Annotated in this window: 20 protein-coding genes, 1 tRNA gene and 3 pseudogenes; 12 read left to right on the top strand and 12 right to left on the bottom strand. The window is 60.6% G+C overall.

The window, feature by feature from the left end; genetic code table 11:
• Window positions 1-142 precede the first annotated feature (142 nt).
• From X738_RS51320 to X738_RS51310, 3 genes are all read left to right on the top strand, one after another.
• Entirely contained in the window at window positions 143-649 is a 507-nt protein-coding gene (locus X738_RS51320) for a DUF995 domain-containing protein (RefSeq protein WP_023797912.1), read from the top strand.
• A 15-nt stretch (window positions 650-664) separates the two neighbouring features.
• Window positions 665-1,609 carry a glycoside hydrolase family 26 protein gene (locus tag X738_RS51315; RefSeq protein ID WP_023797911.1) on the top strand — a complete coding sequence of 315 codons (945 nt, stop codon included), beginning with the start codon at window positions 665-667 and terminating at the stop codon, window positions 1,607-1,609.
• A 132-nt stretch (window positions 1,610-1,741) separates the two neighbouring features.
• A complete protein-coding gene (locus X738_RS51310) occupies window positions 1,742-2,305 on the top strand; it encodes a DUF995 domain-containing protein (protein WP_023797910.1) in 564 nt (187 codons plus the stop codon).
• A gap of 70 nt (window positions 2,306-2,375) precedes the next feature.
• Here the strand turns inward: X738_RS51310 and X738_RS88705 are convergent, their stop codons facing one another.
• Window positions 2,376-2,693, bottom strand: coding sequence for a hypothetical protein (locus X738_RS88705; RefSeq protein WP_306454934.1), 318 nt, complete (start codon window positions 2,691-2,693; stop codon window positions 2,376-2,378).
• A 204-nt stretch (window positions 2,694-2,897) separates the two neighbouring features.
• On the opposite strand from X738_RS88705, the pseudogene X738_RS51305 reads away from it, so the two are divergent.
• A pseudogene (locus X738_RS51305) lies at window positions 2,898-3,065 on the top strand (SLC13 family permease); the annotation flags it as partial.
• A 119-nt stretch (window positions 3,066-3,184) separates the two neighbouring features.
• On the opposite strand, the gene X738_RS84610 reads toward X738_RS51305, so the two are convergent.
• From X738_RS84610 to X738_RS89005, 4 genes and pseudogenes are all read right to left on the bottom strand, one after another.
• The gene (locus X738_RS84610; RefSeq protein WP_156942563.1) at window positions 3,185-3,553 is read right to left on the bottom strand and encodes a hypothetical protein; all 369 of its coding nucleotides are present in this window, start codon (window positions 3,551-3,553) and stop codon (window positions 3,185-3,187) included.
• 199 nt (window positions 3,554-3,752) lie between these two features.
• Complete coding sequence (locus X738_RS51300) at window positions 3,753-4,067, bottom strand: hypothetical protein (RefSeq protein WP_023797907.1); 315 nt, start codon at window positions 4,065-4,067, stop codon at window positions 3,753-3,755.
• A 271-nt stretch (window positions 4,068-4,338) separates the two neighbouring features.
• Window positions 4,339-4,413 (bottom strand) — tRNA-Gln (locus tag X738_RS51295).
• A gap of 165 nt (window positions 4,414-4,578) precedes the next feature.
• Window positions 4,579-4,692 (bottom strand): annotated as a pseudogene (locus X738_RS89005) (VOC family protein); the annotation flags it as partial.
• 230 nt (window positions 4,693-4,922) lie between these two features.
• Here X738_RS89005 and ppdK point away from each other — a divergent pair.
• A complete protein-coding gene (ppdK, locus tag X738_RS51285) occupies window positions 4,923-7,601 on the top strand; it encodes a pyruvate, phosphate dikinase (protein ID WP_023797904.1) in 2,679 nt (892 codons plus the stop codon).
• A 95-nt stretch (window positions 7,602-7,696) separates the two neighbouring features.
• On the opposite strand, the gene X738_RS51280 is transcribed toward ppdK, so the two are convergent.
• Both X738_RS51280 and X738_RS51275 read right to left on the bottom strand, forming a co-directional pair.
• Window positions 7,697-8,086 carry a DUF427 domain-containing protein gene (locus X738_RS51280; RefSeq protein WP_023797903.1) on the bottom strand — a complete coding sequence of 130 codons (390 nt, stop codon included), beginning with the start codon at window positions 8,084-8,086 and terminating at the stop codon, window positions 7,697-7,699.
• A gap of 164 nt (window positions 8,087-8,250) precedes the next feature.
• Window positions 8,251-8,607, bottom strand: a complete 357-nt coding sequence (locus tag X738_RS51275; protein WP_023797902.1) for a hypothetical protein — start codon at window positions 8,605-8,607, stop codon at window positions 8,251-8,253.
• 196 nt (window positions 8,608-8,803) lie between these two features.
• On the opposite strand from X738_RS51275, the gene X738_RS51270 reads away from it, so the two are divergent.
• The gene (locus tag X738_RS51270) at window positions 8,804-10,432 is read left to right on the top strand and encodes a fatty-acid--CoA ligase (RefSeq protein WP_023797901.1); all 1,629 of its coding nucleotides are present in this window, start codon (window positions 8,804-8,806) and stop codon (window positions 10,430-10,432) included.
• Window positions 10,433-10,507: 75 nt separating this feature from the next.
• Window positions 10,508-11,293: a DUF1499 domain-containing protein gene (locus X738_RS51265; RefSeq protein WP_023797900.1), complete on the top strand. Its 786-nt coding sequence runs from the start codon at window positions 10,508-10,510 to the stop codon at window positions 11,291-11,293.
• 89 nt (window positions 11,294-11,382) lie between these two features.
• Here the strand turns inward: X738_RS51265 and X738_RS51260 are convergent, their stop codons facing one another.
• Window positions 11,383-12,561, bottom strand: a complete 1,179-nt coding sequence (locus X738_RS51260; RefSeq protein WP_245277608.1) for a LacI family DNA-binding transcriptional regulator — start codon at window positions 12,559-12,561, stop codon at window positions 11,383-11,385.
• A 17-nt stretch (window positions 12,562-12,578) separates the two neighbouring features.
• Between X738_RS51260 and X738_RS51255 the strand changes: the two genes are divergently transcribed.
• The 5 genes from X738_RS51255 to X738_RS51235 all read left to right on the top strand — a co-directional run bounded on the left by X738_RS51255 (window position 12,579) and on the right by X738_RS51235 (window position 17,306).
• Entirely contained in the window at window positions 12,579-13,619 is a 1,041-nt protein-coding gene (locus tag X738_RS51255; RefSeq protein WP_023797898.1) for an ABC transporter substrate-binding protein, read from the top strand.
• A gap of 28 nt (window positions 13,620-13,647) precedes the next feature.
• Window positions 13,648-14,685: an ABC transporter ATP-binding protein gene (locus X738_RS51250; RefSeq protein ID WP_023797897.1), complete on the top strand. Its 1,038-nt coding sequence runs from the start codon at window positions 13,648-13,650 to the stop codon at window positions 14,683-14,685.
• Entirely contained in the window at window positions 14,682-15,569 is an 888-nt protein-coding gene (locus tag X738_RS51245; protein ID WP_023797896.1) for an ABC transporter permease, read from the top strand. The genes X738_RS51250 and X738_RS51245 overlap by 4 nt, the downstream gene beginning before the upstream one ends.
• Window positions 15,562-16,353 (top strand): ABC transporter permease, encoded by a 792-nt coding sequence (locus X738_RS51240; protein WP_023797895.1) that lies wholly within the window; start codon window positions 15,562-15,564, stop codon window positions 16,351-16,353. Before X738_RS51245 ends, X738_RS51240 begins: the two co-directional genes overlap by 8 nt.
• A gap of 98 nt (window positions 16,354-16,451) precedes the next feature.
• The gene (locus X738_RS51235; protein ID WP_245277607.1) at window positions 16,452-17,306 is read left to right on the top strand and encodes a phosphorylase family protein; all 855 of its coding nucleotides are present in this window, start codon (window positions 16,452-16,454) and stop codon (window positions 17,304-17,306) included.
• Window positions 17,307-18,551: 1,245 nt separating this feature from the next.
• On the opposite strand, the gene X738_RS84605 is transcribed toward X738_RS51235, so the two are convergent.
• The 4 genes and pseudogenes from X738_RS84605 to X738_RS86870 all read right to left on the bottom strand — a co-directional run bounded on the left by X738_RS84605 (window position 18,552) and on the right by X738_RS86870 (window position 21,310).
• Window positions 18,552-18,707 carry a hypothetical protein gene (locus tag X738_RS84605; RefSeq protein WP_023797893.1) on the bottom strand — a complete coding sequence of 52 codons (156 nt, stop codon included), beginning with the start codon at window positions 18,705-18,707 and terminating at the stop codon, window positions 18,552-18,554.
• A gap of 226 nt (window positions 18,708-18,933) precedes the next feature.
• Window positions 18,934-19,196, bottom strand: a pseudogene (locus tag X738_RS82300) (AbrB family transcriptional regulator); the annotation flags it as partial.
• A gap of 94 nt (window positions 19,197-19,290) precedes the next feature.
• The gene (locus X738_RS51230; RefSeq protein ID WP_023797892.1) at window positions 19,291-19,653 is read right to left on the bottom strand and encodes a hypothetical protein; all 363 of its coding nucleotides are present in this window, start codon (window positions 19,651-19,653) and stop codon (window positions 19,291-19,293) included.
• 307 nt (window positions 19,654-19,960) lie between these two features.
• Window positions 19,961-21,310: a hypothetical protein gene (locus X738_RS86870; RefSeq protein WP_023797891.1), complete on the bottom strand. Its 1,350-nt coding sequence runs from the start codon at window positions 21,308-21,310 to the stop codon at window positions 19,961-19,963.
• Window positions 21,311-21,402: the final 92 nt, after the last annotated feature.

Below are 21,402 nucleotides of genomic sequence, written 5' to 3'. Positions count from 1 at the left end.
GGCACATGCCCGGCCGCACTGCCTCATGCGACCGAACACGCCCATCGAGGACAAACGGCGGGCACCGCTCATCTCGAGATGGCAGGAGGTTCCGGTGGCAGTTTCTAAATCTGAAAGGGCTCTATTGCTGTCAGGTTTCCGGATGCTGACAGCAGTCGCTTGGGCAGTGTCCTGCATTGCTGCACCGGCCTTTGCCTCTTCCTCACAGGTTTCCGTTCTGCCGGAAGGGGCACGCCGCATGACAGCAGGCGAAATCTACGATCTCTATAGAGACAAGAGCTGGCAGTGGGACAGCGGAGCCGGACGAATGGTGGGCGCGAACCGGCAATTTTCGGCGTGGACTGACGGTGAGACGGGCAAATCCTGGGCGGAAGGCCGCTGGATCATCACCGAGACAGGTTGGATGTGTCTCAACGCGACATGGCATTCCGAACAGGGTGTATTTCCCGCCAAGACCTGCTTTTCGCATCGCATCGACAATGGAACGATCTATCAGAAGCGCGAGCCCGGTGGTGAGTGGTATGCGTTCCGTAACGCCGAGGTCCACCAAGGCGACGAGGCCAGCAAGCTAGTGTCCACCGATCTGGTTTCCCGTCCACTCGATGCCATCAAAGCCGCGCTTGGTGCGGCACAGCAATCTGAACAGTAAGAAAGGGAGGGGTCCTTGAAAAGTCTCTTTAAACTATCAGCAGCCTTGCTTTGCGGCTTATGCATTTCCGGTGGTGTTTATGCAGCCAGCGGCGTGTCGGGAGCGAGTGTCGACAGCCGCAATCAGTTTCGGGATAAGCGTCCCATCATCACGGCTGACTCTGTAACCCCCGGCGCCTACGATCCGCATGCGGATTATACCAACGATTCCAACTCAAAAATCGAACACCTTTTTCTTCCCTGGGAAGATGTGGATCTGGCAACGCTCAGCGCCGCAGATGCCTATGCGCGTGAGCGTGGACGTTCCCTGTTGATCACAGTCGAGCCGTGGTCCTGGGCGCGGGACTGGCGTGTAGGTCCCGAGGATTTGCTCGCCGGGATTTTGGGCGGGCGCTACGATGCCAATATGTCAGCGGTCTGCTCTGCGGCGGCGCAGCTGAAAAGCCCCGTCACTATCCGCTGGGGGCAGGAAATGGAAGATAATGACGGGCAATTCACCTGGGCTTTCTGGAATGCTGAAGGTTATGTGAACGCCTATAGGCATGTCATCGACATATGCCGCAAGCATCTTCCGTCGGCCCAATACATGTGGTCACCGAAAGGAGAAGAAGGACTGGAAGCCTTCTATCCTGGCGACAAATATGTCGACATTATCGGTCTGTCCGTCTTTGGCTATCAGCCCTATGACAAGCTGGAGGTCGGTCGTGATACGACTTTTGTGGAGCGCACAAAGCCGGGTTATGACCGTGTGACGGGCTTCGGCAAACCAATCGCCATTGCGGAGCTTGGCTACGAAGGTAACGACGAATATGATCGTGACTGGGCCGCGGAAGCAAACAAGCCGCATGCCGAGTTCCCGGACATGACAGCCGTTGTCTACTTCAACGATCTTGAAGTCTATCCATGGCCGAGAAAGGTTGGCCGGCCCGATTGGCGCGTGGCCAACCATCCGCTGGACTGATCCAAGTCGTTCGACAGAGTGGTTCGGCTTTCACCAGATGGCCGAACCGCTCCATCCCTTTATTTCTATGCGGTTCCAACGCAGGACTCTTACGCAGTCTTACTGGAATTGCCTTGGTGGAGAGGAAGTAAAATGTTTTCGATCCGTTCGATTATCTCAAGTGCGGTGCTGTTTGTGTTCTTGCTTGCAGGCAATGCCTACGCCGCTCCCAAACAACCGGCGGGCGACGCTATAGAAAAACGCGCCGCTGCCGCGACGCCGATGAAGGCCTCAGCGGTTGAAAAGCTCTATGCCGGCCGCACCTGGAAATGGCAAAACGGCGGTGGGTTCTATTCTGCGGAGACAACTGCTCGCGGGCTGTTCTCTGCAAATAGGAAGCCGTTCGCCGCTTGGTCGCGCAAACGGGCAGCATGGTCCTATGCGGAGGGAAACTGGTATGCGACCAATGGGGGCAAGCTCTGCATGCGCGCTCTCTGGACCAGCAAAGTAGCGAAAGGGAGTCTGGCCAGAAGCGGTGCAATCACATGTTTCCTGCACCGTGAAAAACATGGCGTCGTTTATCAGAAGCCTTTCAAGGGTGGGAAATGGTATGTCTTTCGTCACAATCCCGCTCGCCGGGACGATGAGGCGCGCAAACTGGTCAAAGGTAATCGGGTAAGCAAAGAAGTTTCGCATCTTAAGGCGAATTCTCGATAACCGCGCAAAAACGGAGCCGCCGCGGCTTCAGGCTCAGGCGCGGCGGCTTCTGTCAAAACCAGGTCCAACATTAAACGCCCGGCTGATTCGAGACCCTTCGAGTGTAGCAACGCGCTTTCTGACCAAAGCCGCTCGGAGTGCAGACATAGCTGTTGCTGTTCAAGTACCGGGATGCTGATATTTTAACGACCTTGCCGGCGGGTTTCTTGTTGTAGCGAACATCGTTGTTAACCCGATATTTGACAAGGTAGACGGACCGTGTCTCTCTCTCTGGCTTACGCAATTCGCCTGCTCGCGCGTTTGCGCCGAGAGCCACGGAAAAAGCAAGCCCGATCGCTGCAATCGCCACTCTTCTAAAACGGTTCCGATGCGCAGTAGAAAACGTCATGTGCTAGCCTCCAATGTTTTTGTTCTGGAGTGCGTTGTACCCACAGGACTTTAGGTTCTGGTTTGAACTATCTTGATAAATTTAGACAAAATGTTGCATTCCCCATGCCTCAGGTGGGGCGATTTGACCAAAATGAGGCCGGCGGCGCGTCCGCCGATGGATGCGAAATTCCACTTCGTCTTCTCGTTGCATCGCGGCGCGGGAGGCGCCGGCTGCGATTTTCTCACCCCGATAGGCCACCAGTGCAACACGCTCGTCATGGGGCCTGGCGGCTACCGCTTCAGCGACTATCCACGCCTGGGACTGCCACTGTCGTTCCTCGTCGTCATTGTTGCCGTGCCGATGCTCATGATCGTTTGGCCAATGACCTGATATGCGGCGGACGATCAATCCTGGCGAAACACGGAGCCCGATGGCAGTTGCGTAGGCCGCTCCCGGTCAAGCAATATGCATCGCTCGTGACAAAGGCTTTGTGCTATCGAGGCGGGCATCTACTGGTAACTATCTGGGTCCTTGGCCTTCCCGGCCTGGCAACTAACTTTACTCAGAAGAGCCTTACGGTAAGCGCCATTAAACACGCGGACAGCTCGTTCGAATTTAGCGGGAGGCGCCAAGTGTTTATCTAGCCCCTCGTTCAAAAGGAGGGGGACAGCCATCATGGCTTTTCCACTTTCGCTGGGTCTCAGCGCCGGGCACCTTTTCAATAGGCCATAGATGTCACCTGAAATTTTTGCAGCCCGATGCAATTTGCCATCTGCCATACGTGCCAAGTAATTGATGTTTTGCTCTAACTGCCCGGCCGAAGCAGTCGATGTTGTGAAGCAGATTCCTGCGATGACCGTTACCAAAATGCGGCTCAAACGTTCCCCTCTTCTTGCAGTCAATTCGCCCTACTAATCATAGCTTGGCCTGGTTCAAAAGCTCACCAATCGGCGTCAGCGGGATTGCCACTAAAGCTCAGTTGCGGACCTCGATGGGCGAACAGTTTATTTGGTGGACAAGCTCAAAATTTCTCGGCTGATAGCCATTAATTGCATACAAGCACGGAAATTCTGGGTGCTATTCGTCCATCGAAAATGTGAATCGAACTGGATTTGTTTTGATTCCCTGCGGCCAACACCGTTTCACGCCATGTGCAAGGATCGGAGCAGCCTTCGCCATCGACTCTGAGAGAGGCTCGTAAGCGACCACAGCAACAGTCTGTGCCTTGTCGGCTTTATCCAGCGTGACCTCAAAAGTCACTTTGAACGGCGTCGCGATATCGACCGGAATGACTAAGCAGCCTCCAATTTTCTCGCTGAGAAGAACCTCTAATTCGCTAGCCCGTGCAGTGCCGGCGCAAATAATTAAACCCAATACGACGACTGCGCGCATTCTGACCTCCCTTTGATCAACGGCAGCTTTAAACCATTAGGCGGAGCAGCGCCGTTCTCCACCGTGTCGCGGACTGGAAAAGCGGCAAGGTTTGGGCGACACCACTTCGCGAAATCCATAAGCAGTTCCAGCCTCTCAATGGCGATTTTATCGAGGGCGTTCCCGCTGATCCTGGCGCGGTCGAATGGCACCTAAGCAGGTGACCTGGAGTGCCCTACATCAAGAAATTGAAATCTCTGTAAGTAGCTGATTTTGCCATATAAAATAATGATGGCTGGGGCGCCAGGATTCGAACCTGGGATTGTCGGTACCAAAAACCGATGCCTTACCACTTGGCTACGCCCCAGCAGCCGGAACATGCCCGCTGCGCGCGGCCTTATAGGACGAGCCGACGGAAAGCTCAATGCCGAGAATGCCGAGAACGGCAAGTGCGCGGAACTGATCCACCGGTCCCCGCAGATTGGCGTCGCATATCATCGTCTGCTGTCGGGCGATGGCATCTATTCACCCCAACCGCCATTTCATTGCCGGCCGGATCGAAGAAATGGATCCGCCTGCCGCCGGGGAATGAGAAGATCGGCTTGACGATCGTGCCGCCGGCATTTTCGACGGCGCCCAGCGTTTCGAGTTCTCCGGTCAGTCACATGGCGTTATCGCTAGTTCCTGTTTTGTCCTCTTCAACTGGCCGTCGAGCCGCAAGTCTTTTTGTTATCGCTTTTTCTTAATCGATTGTAGAAGCCGGCTGGCTTGCCGACGGCTTGCCTTTCGCACTGCAGCATCATATCGCTCGTGCAGGGACACGGCGGAACTTCGGCTTCGTCAATCTTTTCAATCTCCTGCAACCGGAGAGCAAGCATGACCAAATGGGTCTACACCTTTGGCGACGGCGCTGCGGAAGGCCGTGCCGGCGACAGGAACCTGCTGGGCGGCAAGGGCGCCAATCTGGCCGAAATGTGCAGCCTGGGGCTGCCGGTGCCGCCGGGGTTCACCATCACCACCGAGGTCTGCAACGCCTATTACGCCAACGGCCGCACCTACCCGGCCTCGCTGGAGGCGGACGTCGCGGTTGCGCTTGACCACATCGGCCGGCTGACCGGGCGCCGCTTCGGCGATCCCTCAAAACTGCTTTTGGTGTCGGTGCGTTCCGGTGCCCGCGCTTCGATGCCCGGCATGATGGACACCGTGCTCAATCTCGGCCTGAACGACGAGACGGTCGAGGCGCTGGCCGCCGATTCAGGCGACGCCCGCTTTGCCTATGACAGCTACCGGCGTTTCATCCAGATGTATTCCGATGTCGTCATGGGCCTCGACCATGAGGTGTTCGAGGAAATCCTCGAAGACCAGAAGGGCGGCCTCGGCCATGAACTCGATACCGAACTGAGCGCCATCGAATGGCAGGGCGTGATCGCGCTCTATAAGGCCAAGGTCGAGGAGGAACTCGGCAAACCGTTTCCGCAAGATCCGAACGAGCAGCTCTGGGGTGCGATCGGCGCCGTGTTTTCGAGCTGGATGAACAACCGCGCCATCACCTACCGGCGCCTGCACGACATTCCCGAAAGCTGGGGCACCGCGGTCAACGTCCAGGCCATGGTCTTCGGCAATATGGGCGAGACCTCGGCCACCGGCGTCGCCTTCACCCGCAATCCGTCGACCGGCGAAAAGATGCTCTATGGCGAGTTCCTGGTGAATGCGCAGGGCGAGGATGTCGTCGCCGGCATCCGCACGCCGCAAAACATCACCGAGGCGGCGCGCATTGCCGCCGGCTCCGACAAGCCGTCGCTGCAGAAGCTGATGCCGGAAGCGTTTCAGTCTTTCGTCACCATCTCCGACCGTCTGGAAAAGCACTACCGCGACATGCAGGATCTCGAATTCACCATCGAGCGCGGCAAATTGTGGATGCTGCAGACGAGGTCCGGCAAGCGCACCGCCAAGGCGGCGCTCAAAATCGCCGTCGAAATGGCGCGCGACAAGCTCATTTCAAAGGAGGAGGCGGTGGCCCGCATCGATCCGGCCTCGCTCGACCAGTTGCTGCATCCGACCATCGATCCGAAGGCAGCACGCGATGTCATCGGCATCGGTCTGCCCGCATCTCCGGGTGCAGCCACCGGCGAGATCGTGTTTTCCTCCAACGATGCCGAGGAGCTCAAGACGCAAGGCCGCAAGGCGATCCTCGTGCGCATCGAGACCAGTCCCGAGGACATCCACGGCATGCATGCGGCGGAAGGCATCCTGACCACGCGTGGCGGCATGACCAGCCACGCTGCAGTGGTGGCGCGCGGCATGGGCAAGCCTTGTGTGTCGGGCGCCGGCTCGCTGCGCGTCGACTACAGGGCCGGCACCCTGATGGCGATGGGATCGACGTTCCGCAAGGGCGATATCATCACCATCGACGGCGGCAACGGCCAGGTGCTGAAGGGCGCCGTACCGATGCTGCAGCCGGAGCTCTCGGGCGATTTCGCCGCCATCATGGAATGGGCCGATGCCGTGCGCCGCATGAAGGTGCGCACCAACGCCGAAACGCCGCTCGACGCGCGCATGGCGCGTTCCTTCGGCGCCGAAGGCATCGGGCTTTGCCGCACCGAGCACATGTTCTTCGAGGGCGACCGCATCGTTGCCATGCGCGAGATGATCCTGGCCGACACGGAAAAGGGCAGGCGAACGGCGCTCGCAAAACTCTTGCCCATGCAGCGCTCGGATTTCCTCGAATTGTTCGAGATCATGGCCGGCCTGCCGGTGACGATCCGCTTGCTCGATCCGCCGCTGCACGAATTCCTGCCCAAGACCGAGGAAGAGGTGGCCGAAGTCGCCGCCGCCATGAACCTGTCGCCCGACAAGCTCAGGCAGCGCACCGAGGCCCTGCACGAATTTAACCCGATGCTTGGCCATCGCGGCTGCCGGCTTGCGGTTTCCTATCCCGAAATCGCCGAGATGCAGGCGCGCGCCATATTCGAGGCCGCCGTCGAAGCCGGCAGGAAGGCCGGCGCGCTGGTGGTCCCGGAAATCATGGTGCCGCTGGTCGGTCTGGTGAAGGAGCTCGACTACGTCAAGGCGCGGATCGATGCCGTCGCCAGGAGCGTGATGGAGGAAACCGGCGTCAAGATCACCTATCTGACCGGAACGATGATCGAACTGCCGCGCGCCGCGATCCGCGCCCAAGCCATCGCCGAGGCGGCCGAATTCTTCTCTTTCGGCACCAACGATCTGACCCAGACCACTTTTGGCATCTCACGCGACGATGCGGCCTCGTTCCTGGAGACCTATCGCCAGAAGGGCATCATCGAGCAGGATCCGTTCGTGTCGCTCGACATCGAAGGCGTCGGCGAACTGGTGCGGATGGCGGCCGAAAAAGGCAGGGCAACGCGGCCGGATATCAAGCTCGGCATTTGCGGCGAGCATGGCGGCGATCCGGCGTCGATCCATTTCTGCGAGGAGATCGGCCTCGACTACGTGTCGTGCTCGCCCTACCGCGTGCCGATCGCCAGGCTGGCTGCCGCGCAGGCGGCGGTGCAGGCTGCTAAGAACGGTCGCGGGTAAGGCGCCGACGTCGGCCATTGCCGTGCCACCGAATGATCGGCGGGACAGGCCACGAGCCGTCCCTGCTCATCTGGCCCTGCTCAGGCTGGCCCTGTTCAGGCTGGTTTGGCTTCGACCGTCACCTTGTTGGGATAGAACGCGCCGTGATCGCGGATTTCGATCATCTCGTCGAAAGGCTGCTCATAGGCCCACATCGCATCCTTGCCTGCTTCCGCGGCAGGCAGCACGCTCCAATAGCTCGCATCGCCCTTGAACGGGCAATGAGTCGACGAGTCCGTCTTACGAAGCTGGTCGAAATCGATGTCTTCGAATGGAATGTAGAGGATCCCGGGGTAGGGGGATTCGGTCAACACCTTGGCCCTCCTGGACGAGGCAATGACCGCGTCGCCGGCGCGTACGGTCACAGTTCCGCTGAAGGGCTCGATGGTAATCACTTTATCCGGGTTGCGCTGAAAGCCGGGTGACGGATTGGCGGTCTGGTCCATGACGGTTCTCCTTGCACGACCTAAGGTGTGTAGGGTGTGCGCGCTACGCAAGGGCGCTGTCGAATGCGGGGGCTCCATCGCCTTTTGGCATTGCCGGATCTCTCGTCAAATCGAGCTTGGCTATGACCGATCAGGGCCGATGACCGATCAGGGCTGATGACCGATCAGGCGGCAGCCTGAAACGCGTCCATCAGCCCGGCATAGGCGGCGGCGATACCGGCGACAGGATTGGTGCTTCGCGACGCGGTTTCGACCTTGAGCGCACCACCGCCGGTCGGCAGGGTAAGAAGCAGGAACTGGCGGTTGCCGCCATCGCCGACGCAAGCCGCGGCGACGTGCTGGCTTTCGCCTTCGTTCTGAACGCACATCTTGAACAGCAGCGTGCCGCCGACCGCCTCAAGGGCTCCGCCGACGACTTCGACGAATTCGTCCTCGGAAACGGTTTTGGCGTCCGGCACCAAATCGGCCAGGCTTTCGGCAAGCGAATCTTCGAGAGCTTTGTCGTCGAGCTGCGCGTCCATGCGAACCTCTTTCATTCGCCAATCACACCCCTACCATTAATCAAAGTTAATGTCGACAATGGCCGGATTGTGGCGGTTTTCTCTGCCTTTTCGAACAATGCGCTGCTTCTGCCCGGTCATGGCTGGACAATCCGCTTGTTCGTCCCACAATGGAGCGAAAACCAGTGGGGGAACGAAAACCAATGGGAGGAGAAGTATGCTCGGACTGATGCAGGAATGGCCGCTGCTTTGCCACAAGCTCATCGACAACGCAGCCAGGCAGCACGGCGAACGCGAGATTGTGTCGCGCTCGATCGAGGGCCCGATCGTCCGGACCACTTACGTCGAAATTCATCGCCGTGCCTTGCGGGTCGCTGAGCGGCTCGAGTGTGATGGCTTTGGGCTTGGCGACCGCATCGCCACATTGGCCTGGAATACGGCGCGCCACATCGAAGCCTGGTACGGCATCATGGGTGTCGGCGCGATCTATCACACGCTTAATCCGCGCCTGTTTCCCGAGCAGATCGCCTGGATCATGAACAATGCCGCGGACAAGGCGATCTTCGTCGATCTGACATTCATGCCGCTGCTTGAAAAGATCGCCGGCGCGGTCAAATCGCTCAAGCAGGTGATCGTGCTGACCGATAAGGCGCAAATGCCGCAGACGGCGCTGCCGAATGCTGTCGCCTATGAGGAATGGCTCGACGAAGCCGACGGCGCCTTCACCTGGAAGACGTTCGATGAAAACACCGCCGCCGGCATGTGCTACACCTCGGGCACGACAGGCGATCCGAAAGGCGTCCTCTATAGCCATCGCTCGAACGTGCTGCACGCCATGATTGCGGCGATGCCCGATGCGATGGGCCTCTCCTCGCGCGACACCATACTGCCGGTTGTGCCGATGTTCCACGCCAACGCCTGGGGCCTCGGCCAGAGCGGCCCGATGATCGGCGCCAAGCTGGTCATGCCTGGCTGCAAGATGGACGGCGCCTCGATCTATGAATTGCTCGACACGGAAAAGGTGACGTTCAGCGCCGCCGTGCCGACAGTGTGGTTGATGCTGCTCCAGTACCTGGAGGAGACCGGCAAGAAACTTCCCTATCTGAACAAGGTCGTTATCGGCGGCTCATCCTGCCCGCGTGCGATCACGGCAAAGTTCCAGGGCAATTACGATGTTGAGGTCATCCATGCATGGGGCATGACCGAAATGTCGCCGCTCGGCACGCTGTGTACCTTGAAGCCGGGCTATGCCGGGCTTGAGGGCGAAGCCCGGCTCGACGTCCAGAGCAAGCAGGGTTTTCCACCTTTCGGGGTCGAAATGAAGGTCACCGACGACGACGACAAGGAACTGCCTTGGGACGGCAGGACATTCGGGCGGCTGAAGGTCCGCGGACCGGCCGTCGCGCGTGCCTATTATAGCGGCATCGGATCCGAACAGTTCGATGAAGAAGGCTGGTTCGATACCGGTGATGTCGCCCATATCGACCCAGGCGGCTACATGCAGATCACCGATCGCGCCAAGGACGTCATCAAGTCGGGCGGTGAATGGATCTCGACCATCGAGCTTGAGAATCTCGCTATCGGTCATCCGGATGTGGCGGAGGCGGCCGCCATCGGCATCCAACATTCGAAATGGGGCGAACGGCCGTTGCTTGTCGTCGTCCGCAAGCCGGGCCGGGAGCCGACCAAGACGGATATCCTCGCCTTCATGGACGGCAAGGTGGCGAAGTGGTGGATGCCGGATGACGTCGCCTTCGTCGGCGAAATTCCCCACACCGCTACCGGCAAGATCCAGAAGACAACCTTGCGCCGGCAGTTCAGGGACTATCGCCTGCCGACGGACTGACTGACATGACGTCTTTCGCCTTCAAGCCGCCGCTGAACGGCTTAAGCGCCGGTCCGGGGTGAAGCAGTGCTGAAAATGATGAAAACTCCCGAGCGACAGACGTCGAGGGCGGCCGGCTGGTCGCGGCGGACAGGCGCTTTTTCGGCGGTCCTTCTGCTGACCGTTCTCGTCGGCCACCGCTATCAGCTTGTTGAAACGCCGGCTTTCCTTTGGGTGCTCGGCATTGTCGCGCTGCTTGCCGCCTTTGCGCTGTTGTTCGCCGGATTTGCGTTTTCGAGACTGTGGAATTTCGGCGACCGTGGCGGTCGCGATCTCACCGTCGGCACGGTGCTGGCACTGCTGGTGCTTGTTCCTTTTGGCATTGCCGCCTATTGGGCAGCGACTTCTCCGCCGCTCAGGGACATCTCGACGGATTTCGACGATCCGCCGGTGCTCGACACCAGCACCCGGACCGGGGATATGAACGCGCTTTCGCCGCCGACCCCGGGCGAGCGGCGCCTGCAGACCGAGACCTATCCGCTGGTCACCGGACGCAGCTACAATCTGCCTTTCGATCGGGTCCTGGAAGCTGTCGCAACCGTGCTCGGTCGTCGGGACTGGCAGCTTGCGGCGCCGTTTCCCCGTGCGATCGGGCAAAGCGATGTGACGATCAACGCCTTGGCCAGGAGCTTCATCCTCAGCCTTCCCGCCGACGTCGCCATCCGTGTGACCGACGATGGCGATGCGGTCATCGTCGACATGCGTTCGGCCTCGCGTTACGGCCGCTACGACCTTGGCGACAATGCGGCCCGCATCGTGGATTTCCTGGCCGAGCTGGATCAGGAAGTCGCCGGCCAGGTCGGCACGGCCCCGGCCGAGTGACGTCCAGAGCATTTTTACAGCCAAAGCGGAATCGCTTTGACGCCACAGAAATGCGGCTGATACAATCAGTGGTTGAGTACGCGAACAGGCTATTCGGCCGGCTCGAATTCACCCTTGAGCAAAATTGTCTCCACCGGCCCAAGCGGATTGATGATCCGGCTCTCCAGGACTTCGACAAGCTTGCGTCCGACAGCCGCCATATCGACGGAATGAACTTCGATCTTTGCCGGCAGGAAGCGTGCCAGCCGTGTGCTGTCACGCGTTACGATGTGGACGTCGCTCCCCGGCGCAAGACCTCTTTTGCCAAGAGCGTGCAGCGCCCCCAGAAGGCCGAGTTCGTTGGCGCATGCCAAGCCTGTCGGCGGATCTGAACAAGCCAGCAAGCGATCGAACCAGGCTGCGCTCGATTCCATGGTGAACATGCCATGACCGATCAGCGCTTGGTCGATCGCAATGCCGGTCTCGGCCATTGCCCTTGCATAGCCGGAAAGACGCATGGCGCTTGCCTGATCCTCCGGAACCAGAAGTTGCAGTGCAATGCGTCGGCAGCCCTTGTCCATGAGCCGTCGGGTTGCCTCGTAAGCAATCTGTTCATTGTCGACATCGACATACGGATACGCGGTATCCAGGTCGGTTCTTCCAAACGCGACGAATGGCATGCGTTGATCCAGCAGCAGCTTGACGCGCGGATCACCCGACACCAGGCGCGTGATGATCAGTCCGTCCGTGCTGCGCGCCTGAAGCTGCCGCTGCACACTCTCGACGGGATCGTCGTCGGGCGTGGTGGAATAGATGGACAGACTATAACCAGCTTTTCGCGCCGCCAGCGTCATGCCTTCGATCAAAGGCAGCTTCAACAGATCGGACAGATGGTCTCGGGTCTCCATCGGCAGCACTGCCGTCAGCGTCAGCGTTCGACCGGTCTTGAGCGCACGACCATGATGATTTGGCAGATAGCCGACCCGCTTGGCCGCCTCCTTGACGCGGGCTATGGTCGAGGGCTGCACTTCCGGCCCATCCTTCAGAGCGCGGGACACTGTGGTCACCGAGAGGGAAAGTTCCGCCGCGATCTGCTTTAGATTGGCCATTGTTCGCCCGACTTCATTTGCGAAAGCGCCGGCTGACTTGCTGACCGCCATAACGTTACCGGATTCGACATCCCGGTCAATCCGAACGCCCGTCGCAAGCAGCTTGACTCCTGCGTATTCAGATGCAATCGTAACGTTACGATTACAAATAAATAGCCATTTCAGGCAATATTTGATCAAGTTGGGGAGGAGAACCTATGTCCTGGCTGCGCATTTCCTTAACAGCATTCGCCATCTCGGCTGCCGTGCCCGCCCATGCGCAAACACTCACCATCACGACCGCAGGCGGCGATTATGGCAACGCCATGAAAGAGGCCATGTGGGGCCCTGCTGCACAAGAGCTAGGCCATGATGTTCGCGAGGAGACGCTGAGCGACGGCCTGGCCGCCTTGAAGATGCAGGTCACCTCGGGGGCAGTTGCGACCGACATTATCCACCTCGGCTCGCCGGAAGGCGCCCAGGCCGCCGCTCAGTCGTTGCTGGAGCCGCTCGACTACAAGATCATCGATCCGAAATCCGTGCCGGAGGGTGCCGCGTCCGACTACTGCTATCCCTTCGATTCCTATGGCACCGTCCTGTCGTGGAACACCAAGACCTATGGCGAGAACCCGCCGAAGACCTGGGCCGAGTTCTGGGACGTAGCCAAATTCCCCGGCCGCCGCGCGTTGCGCGCCAATGCGCAGGACTCGATCGAGATCGCGCTTCTCTCCGAGGGCGTGGCGCCGGCGGACGTCTATGCCGTGCTCAGCACGCCGGAAGGGCTGGAGCGCGCCATCAAGCGGCTTGAAGCGATCAAACCAGATGTCGCCGTGTGGTGGACCTCGGGAGCCCAGTCCGCGCAGCTGCTGAAGGATGGTGAGGCGGATCTGGTCGTTACCTGGAACGGACGGGCAGAGACTGTGAAAAAAGATGGCGGCGCGGCCGACTACACGTTCAAGGGTTCGGTCATCGGCACGGACTGCCTCGGGGTGCCGAAGGGCGCGCCGAACAAGGAAGCCGCGATGAAGCTCATCGCAGCGATGACGCAGCCCGCGCGTGTTGCGAAGCTGACCGATTTCATCGCCTATGGCCCGGTCAATCCTGCGGCCTATGAGGGTGGCCTCATTCCCGAGGACCGTCTGAAGACGCTTGCGACCGCGCCTGAAAATGCCGGCACTTCGGTGTTTTCCAATTCAGAATGGTGGGTCAAGAACGGCGAGGCTGCCCAACAGGCCTTCGATGAGATGATGGCCCGCTGAGTCTCGGCTGACAAGGCTGGAGCAGATGATGAAGTCGCTCCCGATCACCATCGACAGCGTCAGCAAGGCTTACGGGTCCTACGTCGCGCTGGATGATGTTTCGCTCGACATTCGAGCTGGCGAGTTCCTCACGCTGCTGGGGCCCTCGGGATCGGGCAAGACCACGCTGCTCATGGCTCTGGCCGGTTTTGTCCGGCCGGATTCCGGCAAGCTGTTGCTGGGCGATCGCGACATCACCCGCCTGGCGCCCAACAAACGCGACATCGGCATCGTATTCCAGAATTACGCCTTGTTTCCCCACATGAACGTCCTGGCGAACGTCGCGTATCCGCTGGCGCTGCGCAAGACGCCGAGAGCGGAGGCGCGTCAGCGGGCGCTTGCCACCCTGGCCCGCGTCAAGCTGGATGGCTTGGCGGAGCGCAGTATTGCCGCGCTGTCCGGCGGCCAGCGTCAGCGGGTGGCGTTGGCGCGGGCAATCGTCTTCGAACCGCGCGTGATGCTGATGGACGAGCCGCTGTCGGCGCTCGACAAGAATCTGCGCGAAGCCATGCAGTACGAGATCCGGCGTCTGCACGATGACCTGGGGATCACCACAATCTATGTGACCCACGACCAGCGCGAAGCGCTGATCATGTCCGACCGGATTGCGGTGATGAATTCTGGCCGCATCCAGCAGATCGATACGCCGCAGCGGATCTATGATCGTCCGTCGACCCGCTTCGTCGCCGAGTTCATGGGCGAGGCCAACATCGTGCCGCCGGACTCGGTGCGCAGGATCGACGGCGCCGAAGCGTCACGCGAGACCCTGATGATTCGCGCCGAAAGCTTCCATCTTGACGCGAAGCTCGCCGGGGCAGACGCAGTGGCTCTCGAAGGCATACTGCGCGCCAAGGCGTTCCGCGGCGAGAACTGGCTTTTGACGCTGGCGCTTGACGCTGGCCAGGAGGTCCTTGTCTGCATTCCGGCAGCGCTGGCCGGCGGCTGCGCCGAGCTTGCCGCCGGTCAGCGGATGATCGCCTATGCACCAGCAGCGAAGGTTCACGCCATACCGGGAGCGCTGGCGTGATCGCCACCGCGGATCCAGTGCTCCTGGCGGATGCGCGCCGCGAGCGGCGGTTTTTTCTTTCGCTTTCGCTGCCGGCGCTGTTCATCGTTGGACTGGCGGCGATACTGCCCATCCTTTGGATCATCCGGCAATCCTTTTTGACCACAGGCGGTGAGTACACTGTCGGCAACTACGCCAAAGTGCTGTCGAGCGGACTGACATGGTCGGCGCTCGTCACCACCCTCGAACTGTCGCTCGGCACGCTGGCGATCTGCATTCTTCTGGGCACCCCGCTGGCACTCGCCTTGGCCAGCGCCAGGCCAAGGGTGGCCAACGTGCTGATGGCCTTCGTCATGCTGCCGCTGTGGACCGCTATCCTGGTGCGCACCTATGGCTGGCTCGTGCTGTTGCGGCGTGATGGCCTGATCAACGCGGCCTTGACTGGTTCGGGCCTGACGGCGGAGCCTTTGCCGCTGGTCTACAACTTCACCGGGACGATGATCGGCATGGTTCACTACATGCTGCCGATCTTTCTGCTGCCGGTTTATGCCGCGATGCGCGATATCGACCCAAACCTCGTTCGCGCGGCAGCGAGCATGGGAGCCACGCTCGGGCAGGTCATCCGCACCGTCATAATGCCGCTTTCGGCCGGCGGCATCTTCTCGGGTTCGGTCATCGTCCTCATCTATTCCATCGGTTTTTTCATCACGCCGGCGGTGCTTGGCGGCGGCAAGGTAAATCCTCTCTCCACCCGGATCGAGCGTGCGCTATCGACCTTTCAGGATTGGGGGTCGGCGAGCGTCCTGGGCATTCTGCTCCTCGTTCTCATGGCGCTGATCGGTGTGATGCTGCTGGCGGCACGCCGCCTGCTGGCCCAGAACGCAGCGGCAGCCTCCCATGCTTGAAGCCTATCCGCACAACCGGCTCGCCCGCATCGTCCTGTGGAGCTTTGCTGCTCTGGTCATGGCATTTCTGATGTTGCCGACGCTGGTCGTGGTGCCGCTTTCGTTTTCGGCGTCTAACCTCCTCGAGTTTCCGCCGCACGCCTACTCGTTGCGCTGGTACGAGAATTTTTTCGGCTCGGCGACGTGGATGGCAGCACTCAGGACGAGCCTGATCCTCGGGACATTGACGGCGCTGATCGCGGTGCCTTTTGCGCTGCTCGCCTGCATCTCGATGAATCGGCTGGGCGGCAAGACCGCAGCTTCCATCCAGAGCATCCTGCTCACCCCTTCGATCACCCCGGGAATCCTGCTGGCGATCGGCCTCTTCTTTGTGCTGGCGGCGCAACGCCTGGTCGGAACGCTGTTCGGTGTGCTGGTCGGACATGTGGTGCTGGCCGTACCGGTGGCGTGCATCGTGTTGCTGCCCGCGCTGGCTCGCTTCGACTGGAACCAGGTTCAGGCGGCGCGCAGCCTCGGCGCGGACTGGGCCAGGGCAATTGGCGGAATAATCGTTCCGCAACTTCGGCTCAGCCTGTTGTCGGCGACACTGATGGCGTTCCTGACGTCGCTCGACGAGTCGGTGATATCGATCTTCGTCGCAAGTGGTCGCAACAGCACGATGCCGAAGCTTATGTTCCTGTCGCTGCGCGATCAGATCGATCCGACCATTGCGGCGATCTCGACATTGTGGACCGCCATTGTTGTGGTCATCGTCGTGATCGTCGCCCTTCGCCAAAAATCCTGACCGAGCCAAAAATCCTCACCGAGACTGGAAGCATGCCCCAAAATCATCACGCGGCCGGTGCTCCGGCGGACCGATCGACTGACATACCTCAGGTAGGCTTGGCGATCATCACCGGGTCGGCAAACTGGGGGCTTGCCTTCCCGGAAGATATCGGCTTCGAGGGCGTGCGCACGCTGCGGCGCGACATGAGTTTTGAAACGCCTTTCGGTCGTACCGACAACTGGAAGCTGCTCGAGTTCGATGCCTCGATTTCAGCCGAAGGCAGAGCAAAGCGGGCGTTGTGCATGTATTCGCACGGCAATCCCCGCGACCATATCGACCATTCCTGCCATCGCCGCGCGTTCTGGGTGTTGATGCAAGCGGGGGTGCGGCAAGTCCTCGCCTGCTCGACCGTTGGCGCCGTCAACAAGGCGATCCAGCCCGGCGACATGGTGGTGCCCGCCGATATCATCGAACTGACGCAGACCCCGTTTTCACTGCTTCCGGACCGCCAGAGCTTCGACTGTTCGGGCAAGCAGATCGTATGTCCAAGATGTGCGGCGGTTCTGGTCGAAACGGCCCGCCGCCATTGGCCGGCCGAATGCCGCGTCCATGGCATCGAACAGCAGCTGGTCGCTGCCCACTGCTATGGGCCGCGGCTGACAACCCCGGCCGAAGCCTTGGCCTATCGCGGCATGGGGGCGGATGTGCTCAACCATTCCATCGCCCCTGAGGCGACCTTGGCGCGCGAGATCGGCGCCTGCTTCGTGCCCTGTGCGTTCGTCACGGCGGGCTTTAACGACTATATGGACCGCAACCGCCAGAAATTGCTGCAGGAGGACGTGCTGCCCAATCTCTCCATGACAGCCTCGCTTGTCGCGCTGGAGACCGCCGCGCGACTTCCGGCCAATCCGCAATGCTCTTGCCAGGGTCTGAAGTCGCCTCAACCTGAAGAGCGTTCCAGCCGGTTCTGAGCTTTCAGGAGCGGAGTGCGGGTTCCGGCGGGATCTTAGCCAGGCAGGCTGAAAATGCCGTCGATCGCCGGGTCGCCGTCGAAGGGCTAAGCGAACGAGTCTCCGCCGTTTACAGGGAATTTACAGCGAAACTACGTGTTTTTGAGTACGACGAAGGGGCGAAAAAGGTCAGTTTGATTATAAAATTCAGTTAGTTAGAGTTTCCGATGCCGGTTTTTCATAGCAGGGAATTGCAACAAGCAATTAATTCGGCGAAACCCGCCGGGTTTCCCGCAAAACCGAAATTCTATCGGAAAACGAGAGTTTCAAACCTCTCTCGCAGCACCAGACTATCCCGTTGATTGGGAACAATATCTGGTTTTCTCGGTCTTTTTGCCGCCCTGTCTGGTGCACAGAGGTGGTACACATGAGCTTAAGAATGCCCGGACCTTGGCAGCATAAGAAGACTGGCGTCTAATAGCTTCGGCAACGCGCGCACTTCCGATTTGAAGATGATTCCACTGGACTGAAGGCAATCCCCGTCGGCGGATTCATAAGAGCGGTGAAAGCGGGAGCAATCGTCAAGGTCAAGCGCCTGGAGGCTCTGGAAGAACGAGAACGCTTAAGAAACCGGCCGTCGCAGTTATGAACTGTGCGCAGAGAGCCGGGGAGGCTGCATTAGCCCAAGTGCGAATGGCACCTGGCGAGAAATCGTCGCATTGCTCTTTTTTTGGTCGGCCAATCGACGGTGGGAAATGTTTTTGCTGTGAAAAACAGGGTTGGAGTTCTCTACGAAACTGTCGATCACCATTTTGATAGAAAATGAAAATAGCTGTGATCTCGATTATCGGCTCCGGCTACACCCAATTCCTGCCGGCGCATCTCAGTGTGTTCGGAGCCGGCATCCTGACTTTCATGTTCGTGACGAAACGGGTGGACCTTAATGAGTTTTGCATCGGGACTGTCAGCCTATGCGCGGTGATCTGGTGGACCTTGGGCGCGCCGGTTGCTGTCACCTGCTTGCTTGGCGCAACGGTTATCGCCGTTTCGAAGATCCCGGCCGTATTCGCTCTACCTGATCCACATCCCGGTCGGGGTCAGATTCGTGAAGCTGTCCGATCGATTGCTCCCCGGCACACCGTTGCTGGCGATCATCGTTGGCCTGGTGGCGTCTTTCGCTGCAGCATATGCACTATGGCATCTGGCCGAGAAGCCAGCGCAGAGAGCGTCGAGGCTGATCGCTTACGGCAGCAAGACGCGCATGGCTTACGTTACCGCGTCCTGATAATAATTGCCGTCGATCATGGTGAACGTCACAGGAATCATTGCGGTCATCGCGAGGTTCGCCCCCGCCCTGAGATTGAAAAACCCGGCACCTGCAGCCGGTGCCGCCGAATGCGTCAACGTGACATTGCCGTTCATGTCGACCGGCGTGAGCTTGCCGGTAACCGTCGCGTCCTGCCCGCCGACCCAGCCCGATACCGTCGCGGCGACCTACGCCGTGAACCTCGATTCGAAGCCCTGCACGTGGGCCGGGGGCGTTTCCTATGCTACCCGACGCATTCCTGAGCGACCGGGCTGGACCTCCAGCGGCCGCGTTGCGGCCCATTTATGTGACAGCGCCGCAGGTCTTTCTGCAGCCGCAGCTCTATTCCCTCGGACTCCGCGCCACCAGCCGCGCCACGCGCGGTCCGACCAGCAGCACGACGAGGAAGCGGGCCGATTGCAGCACCATAACGAAGGCGACATGCTGTGCGGCGGCGGCGACGATGGCGAGTCCATGCCGCCGGGGCTGGTCGCCAGATAGGCGGTCAGCGGATCGAGCACATGGCTGATCGTGATGCCGAGGCCGCCGCAGAAGGCGATGAGGATGATGATCGAGCCGACGATCTGCGGCAGCGCACGCGTCGCCAGCGATCCTTCGCGCCCCCCTCTGTCCTGCCGGACATTATCCCAAGGTCTGCGCCGCTTCGCTTCGCTCCTTGCTTCGCCTTGGGATGACGACCTACGGCAATCCGCCGACGCGCTTGCCAACGCGCCTGCTTGTCCCGGCGATTGTCAGCCCCAACGCCATGCCGGCGCAGTCGGCAACCCAGTCGAACCCATCCAGGTCGCGCCCGATGAGTTGCGCGCCCTGAAGCACCTCGATCGCCGCGCCGGTAAAGGCGAGGAGGACAATCAGCCTTGTCCTGTGTTCCGGCCAGCCGAGGCTTCCCAGGGCCGCCAGCACCGCGAAGGCGATGGCGTGCTGCAGCTTGTCGTCGTAAAGCGTGACGGCCGTGCCGAGTTCCGGCAAGAACCGCGCCGGCAGAAGCGTGAGCAGGAGAACGCCGGCCAACGTGATCGGAAAAACGATCCTTGCCAGCATCGGAAAAGAATCTAGGCGCAACAAGGTAGGGTCAGTCCTTCATCTGAGAAGCCTGCATGGGCGAGGTGGATTTGCCAATGATCGCATCAGGGCATGGGAATTTCAAATCCAGAACCACAAGTCTGTGTTGTAAGAAAGGCCGCCGTCGCTCTTATCGCTGAAAACGACCCCATGCCTGCGAGGGGCTTTGGGTTTTCCCATAAAAAGGCCCACTAACATGAAGAAGCCATTAAAGATGCCGGTGGGCTGACGGCAACGCAACAGGCCAGGTAACGAGAAGAACCTGGCCAGGTCGCCGGTGCGGACATCAGTTTTGCGTCACCGAAACGCCGGCCAGCCGGGCGAGCGCAACCCTGTCGTCGGGCGTCAGATCAGCAAGGCGGTCGTCGCCCGAAGCCAGCCAATTCGGGTTTTTCGCCGACAGATCAGGGCCTTCGGCGCCTGTGGTTTCACTGTCACCGGCCTGCGCGGCCGACGCAGCGCCTAGCATTTCGGCAGCGCGCCTCGGGTCCTTGGCGAGCATCGCCTGGGCGAGCGCCTTTGCCGTGCTGCTGCGCCAGCCGGTTTCGGCCAGCTGCCGGGCCACCGGGTTGCCCATCTTGGCGATGAAGTCGAACCCGCTCTGCCTGATCGCCTCGAACGTCGCGGTGTCGTCCGGGTCGCTCTGCGCGATAGCATTGAGCTCCGCAGCCTGCGCCTTGGACCATTCGGCCTGCTCATAGTCCTGGCGGCGCGCATATTGCTGTGCGGCCATGCGCGCCGACCCGGCCAATCTCATCGCCTCTTTTTGCCTGATGAAGCTGGCGCGTTCACTTTCCGGCATTTTTGGCACGGTGCTGTCGAAAATCTTGTCGAACAGGCCGGGCTTGACGACACCGTTGCGTGCCTGGCCATACATGGCGTCGTGCAGGCCGCGGCCGTCGGCCGGCGCATTCTGGATCGCTTCTTTCTCGGCCTGGGCGATCTGTCCGTTCAGCTCGCGGCCGATGACCTCGGCGTCGAACGCGTCCTGCTGCTGCTTCTGCTGCCGGAAACGCTCGGCGACGGCCGCGAGCTCGTCGCCAAAGCCCTGCATCGCGGCGCCGACCGGCGAGCTGTCGGGATAGGAAACCACGCTGCCGCTGTCGAGCCGGCGCTGGGCGAGCTGGAGGGGGATGGTCGCCATCAGTAAAGCCCTCCGACCGGCGCCGGCGGAAAGGCGCGGTTGCCGCACGTCACCGCTCTGCTCGGGTCGTACAGCCCGAAAAAGGCCGGACACGAGATTGCCGCCGGCCCTGAAGATCGAGGCAGCCGCCGCCTGCCTGCCGGAAAAGCGCGAGATGGCGGCCTGCGTGGTCAAATTGTTCTGGCGCAGCTGCGAGCCGTACTGGATCGCCTTGATGTCGAGCTGACCCTGCCTTGCATTGGCGGCGAGCACCTCGCTCAGTGAGCCTGACAGGGCGACGCCCGAGGCGCCGGCCCGGGCGCGCGCCTGCGACAGCGACAGATCCTGCTTGTGGCGTTCCTGGCCCTGCTCGAAGGCCGCGGCTTGCGCGTCGGCCCGCGCCTGCTGCTCGTAGGCTCTGGCCTGGTAGTCGGCCATCTGCCGCGACTGCTGGCCTTCGATCAGCGCGCCGCCGACCGAGAGAGCCGTGCCGATAAGGGCAAGTGTGCACATGGTCAGCCGCGGCCTCGGCCACGCAGCGGATATCGACCCGCGATGCCTCCGACCGGCGCGCCAAGCGGCGTCGCGGGTCGAGCGCGCCGCCG

The sequence above is a fragment of the Mesorhizobium sp. L48C026A00 genome (assembly GCF_000502375.1).
Classification (GTDB): domain Bacteria; phylum Pseudomonadota; class Alphaproteobacteria; order Rhizobiales; family Rhizobiaceae; genus Mesorhizobium; species Mesorhizobium muleiense.
The sequence above is the reverse complement of the archived record's forward strand: the minus strand, read 5'-3'. Positions and strand labels throughout refer to the sequence as shown.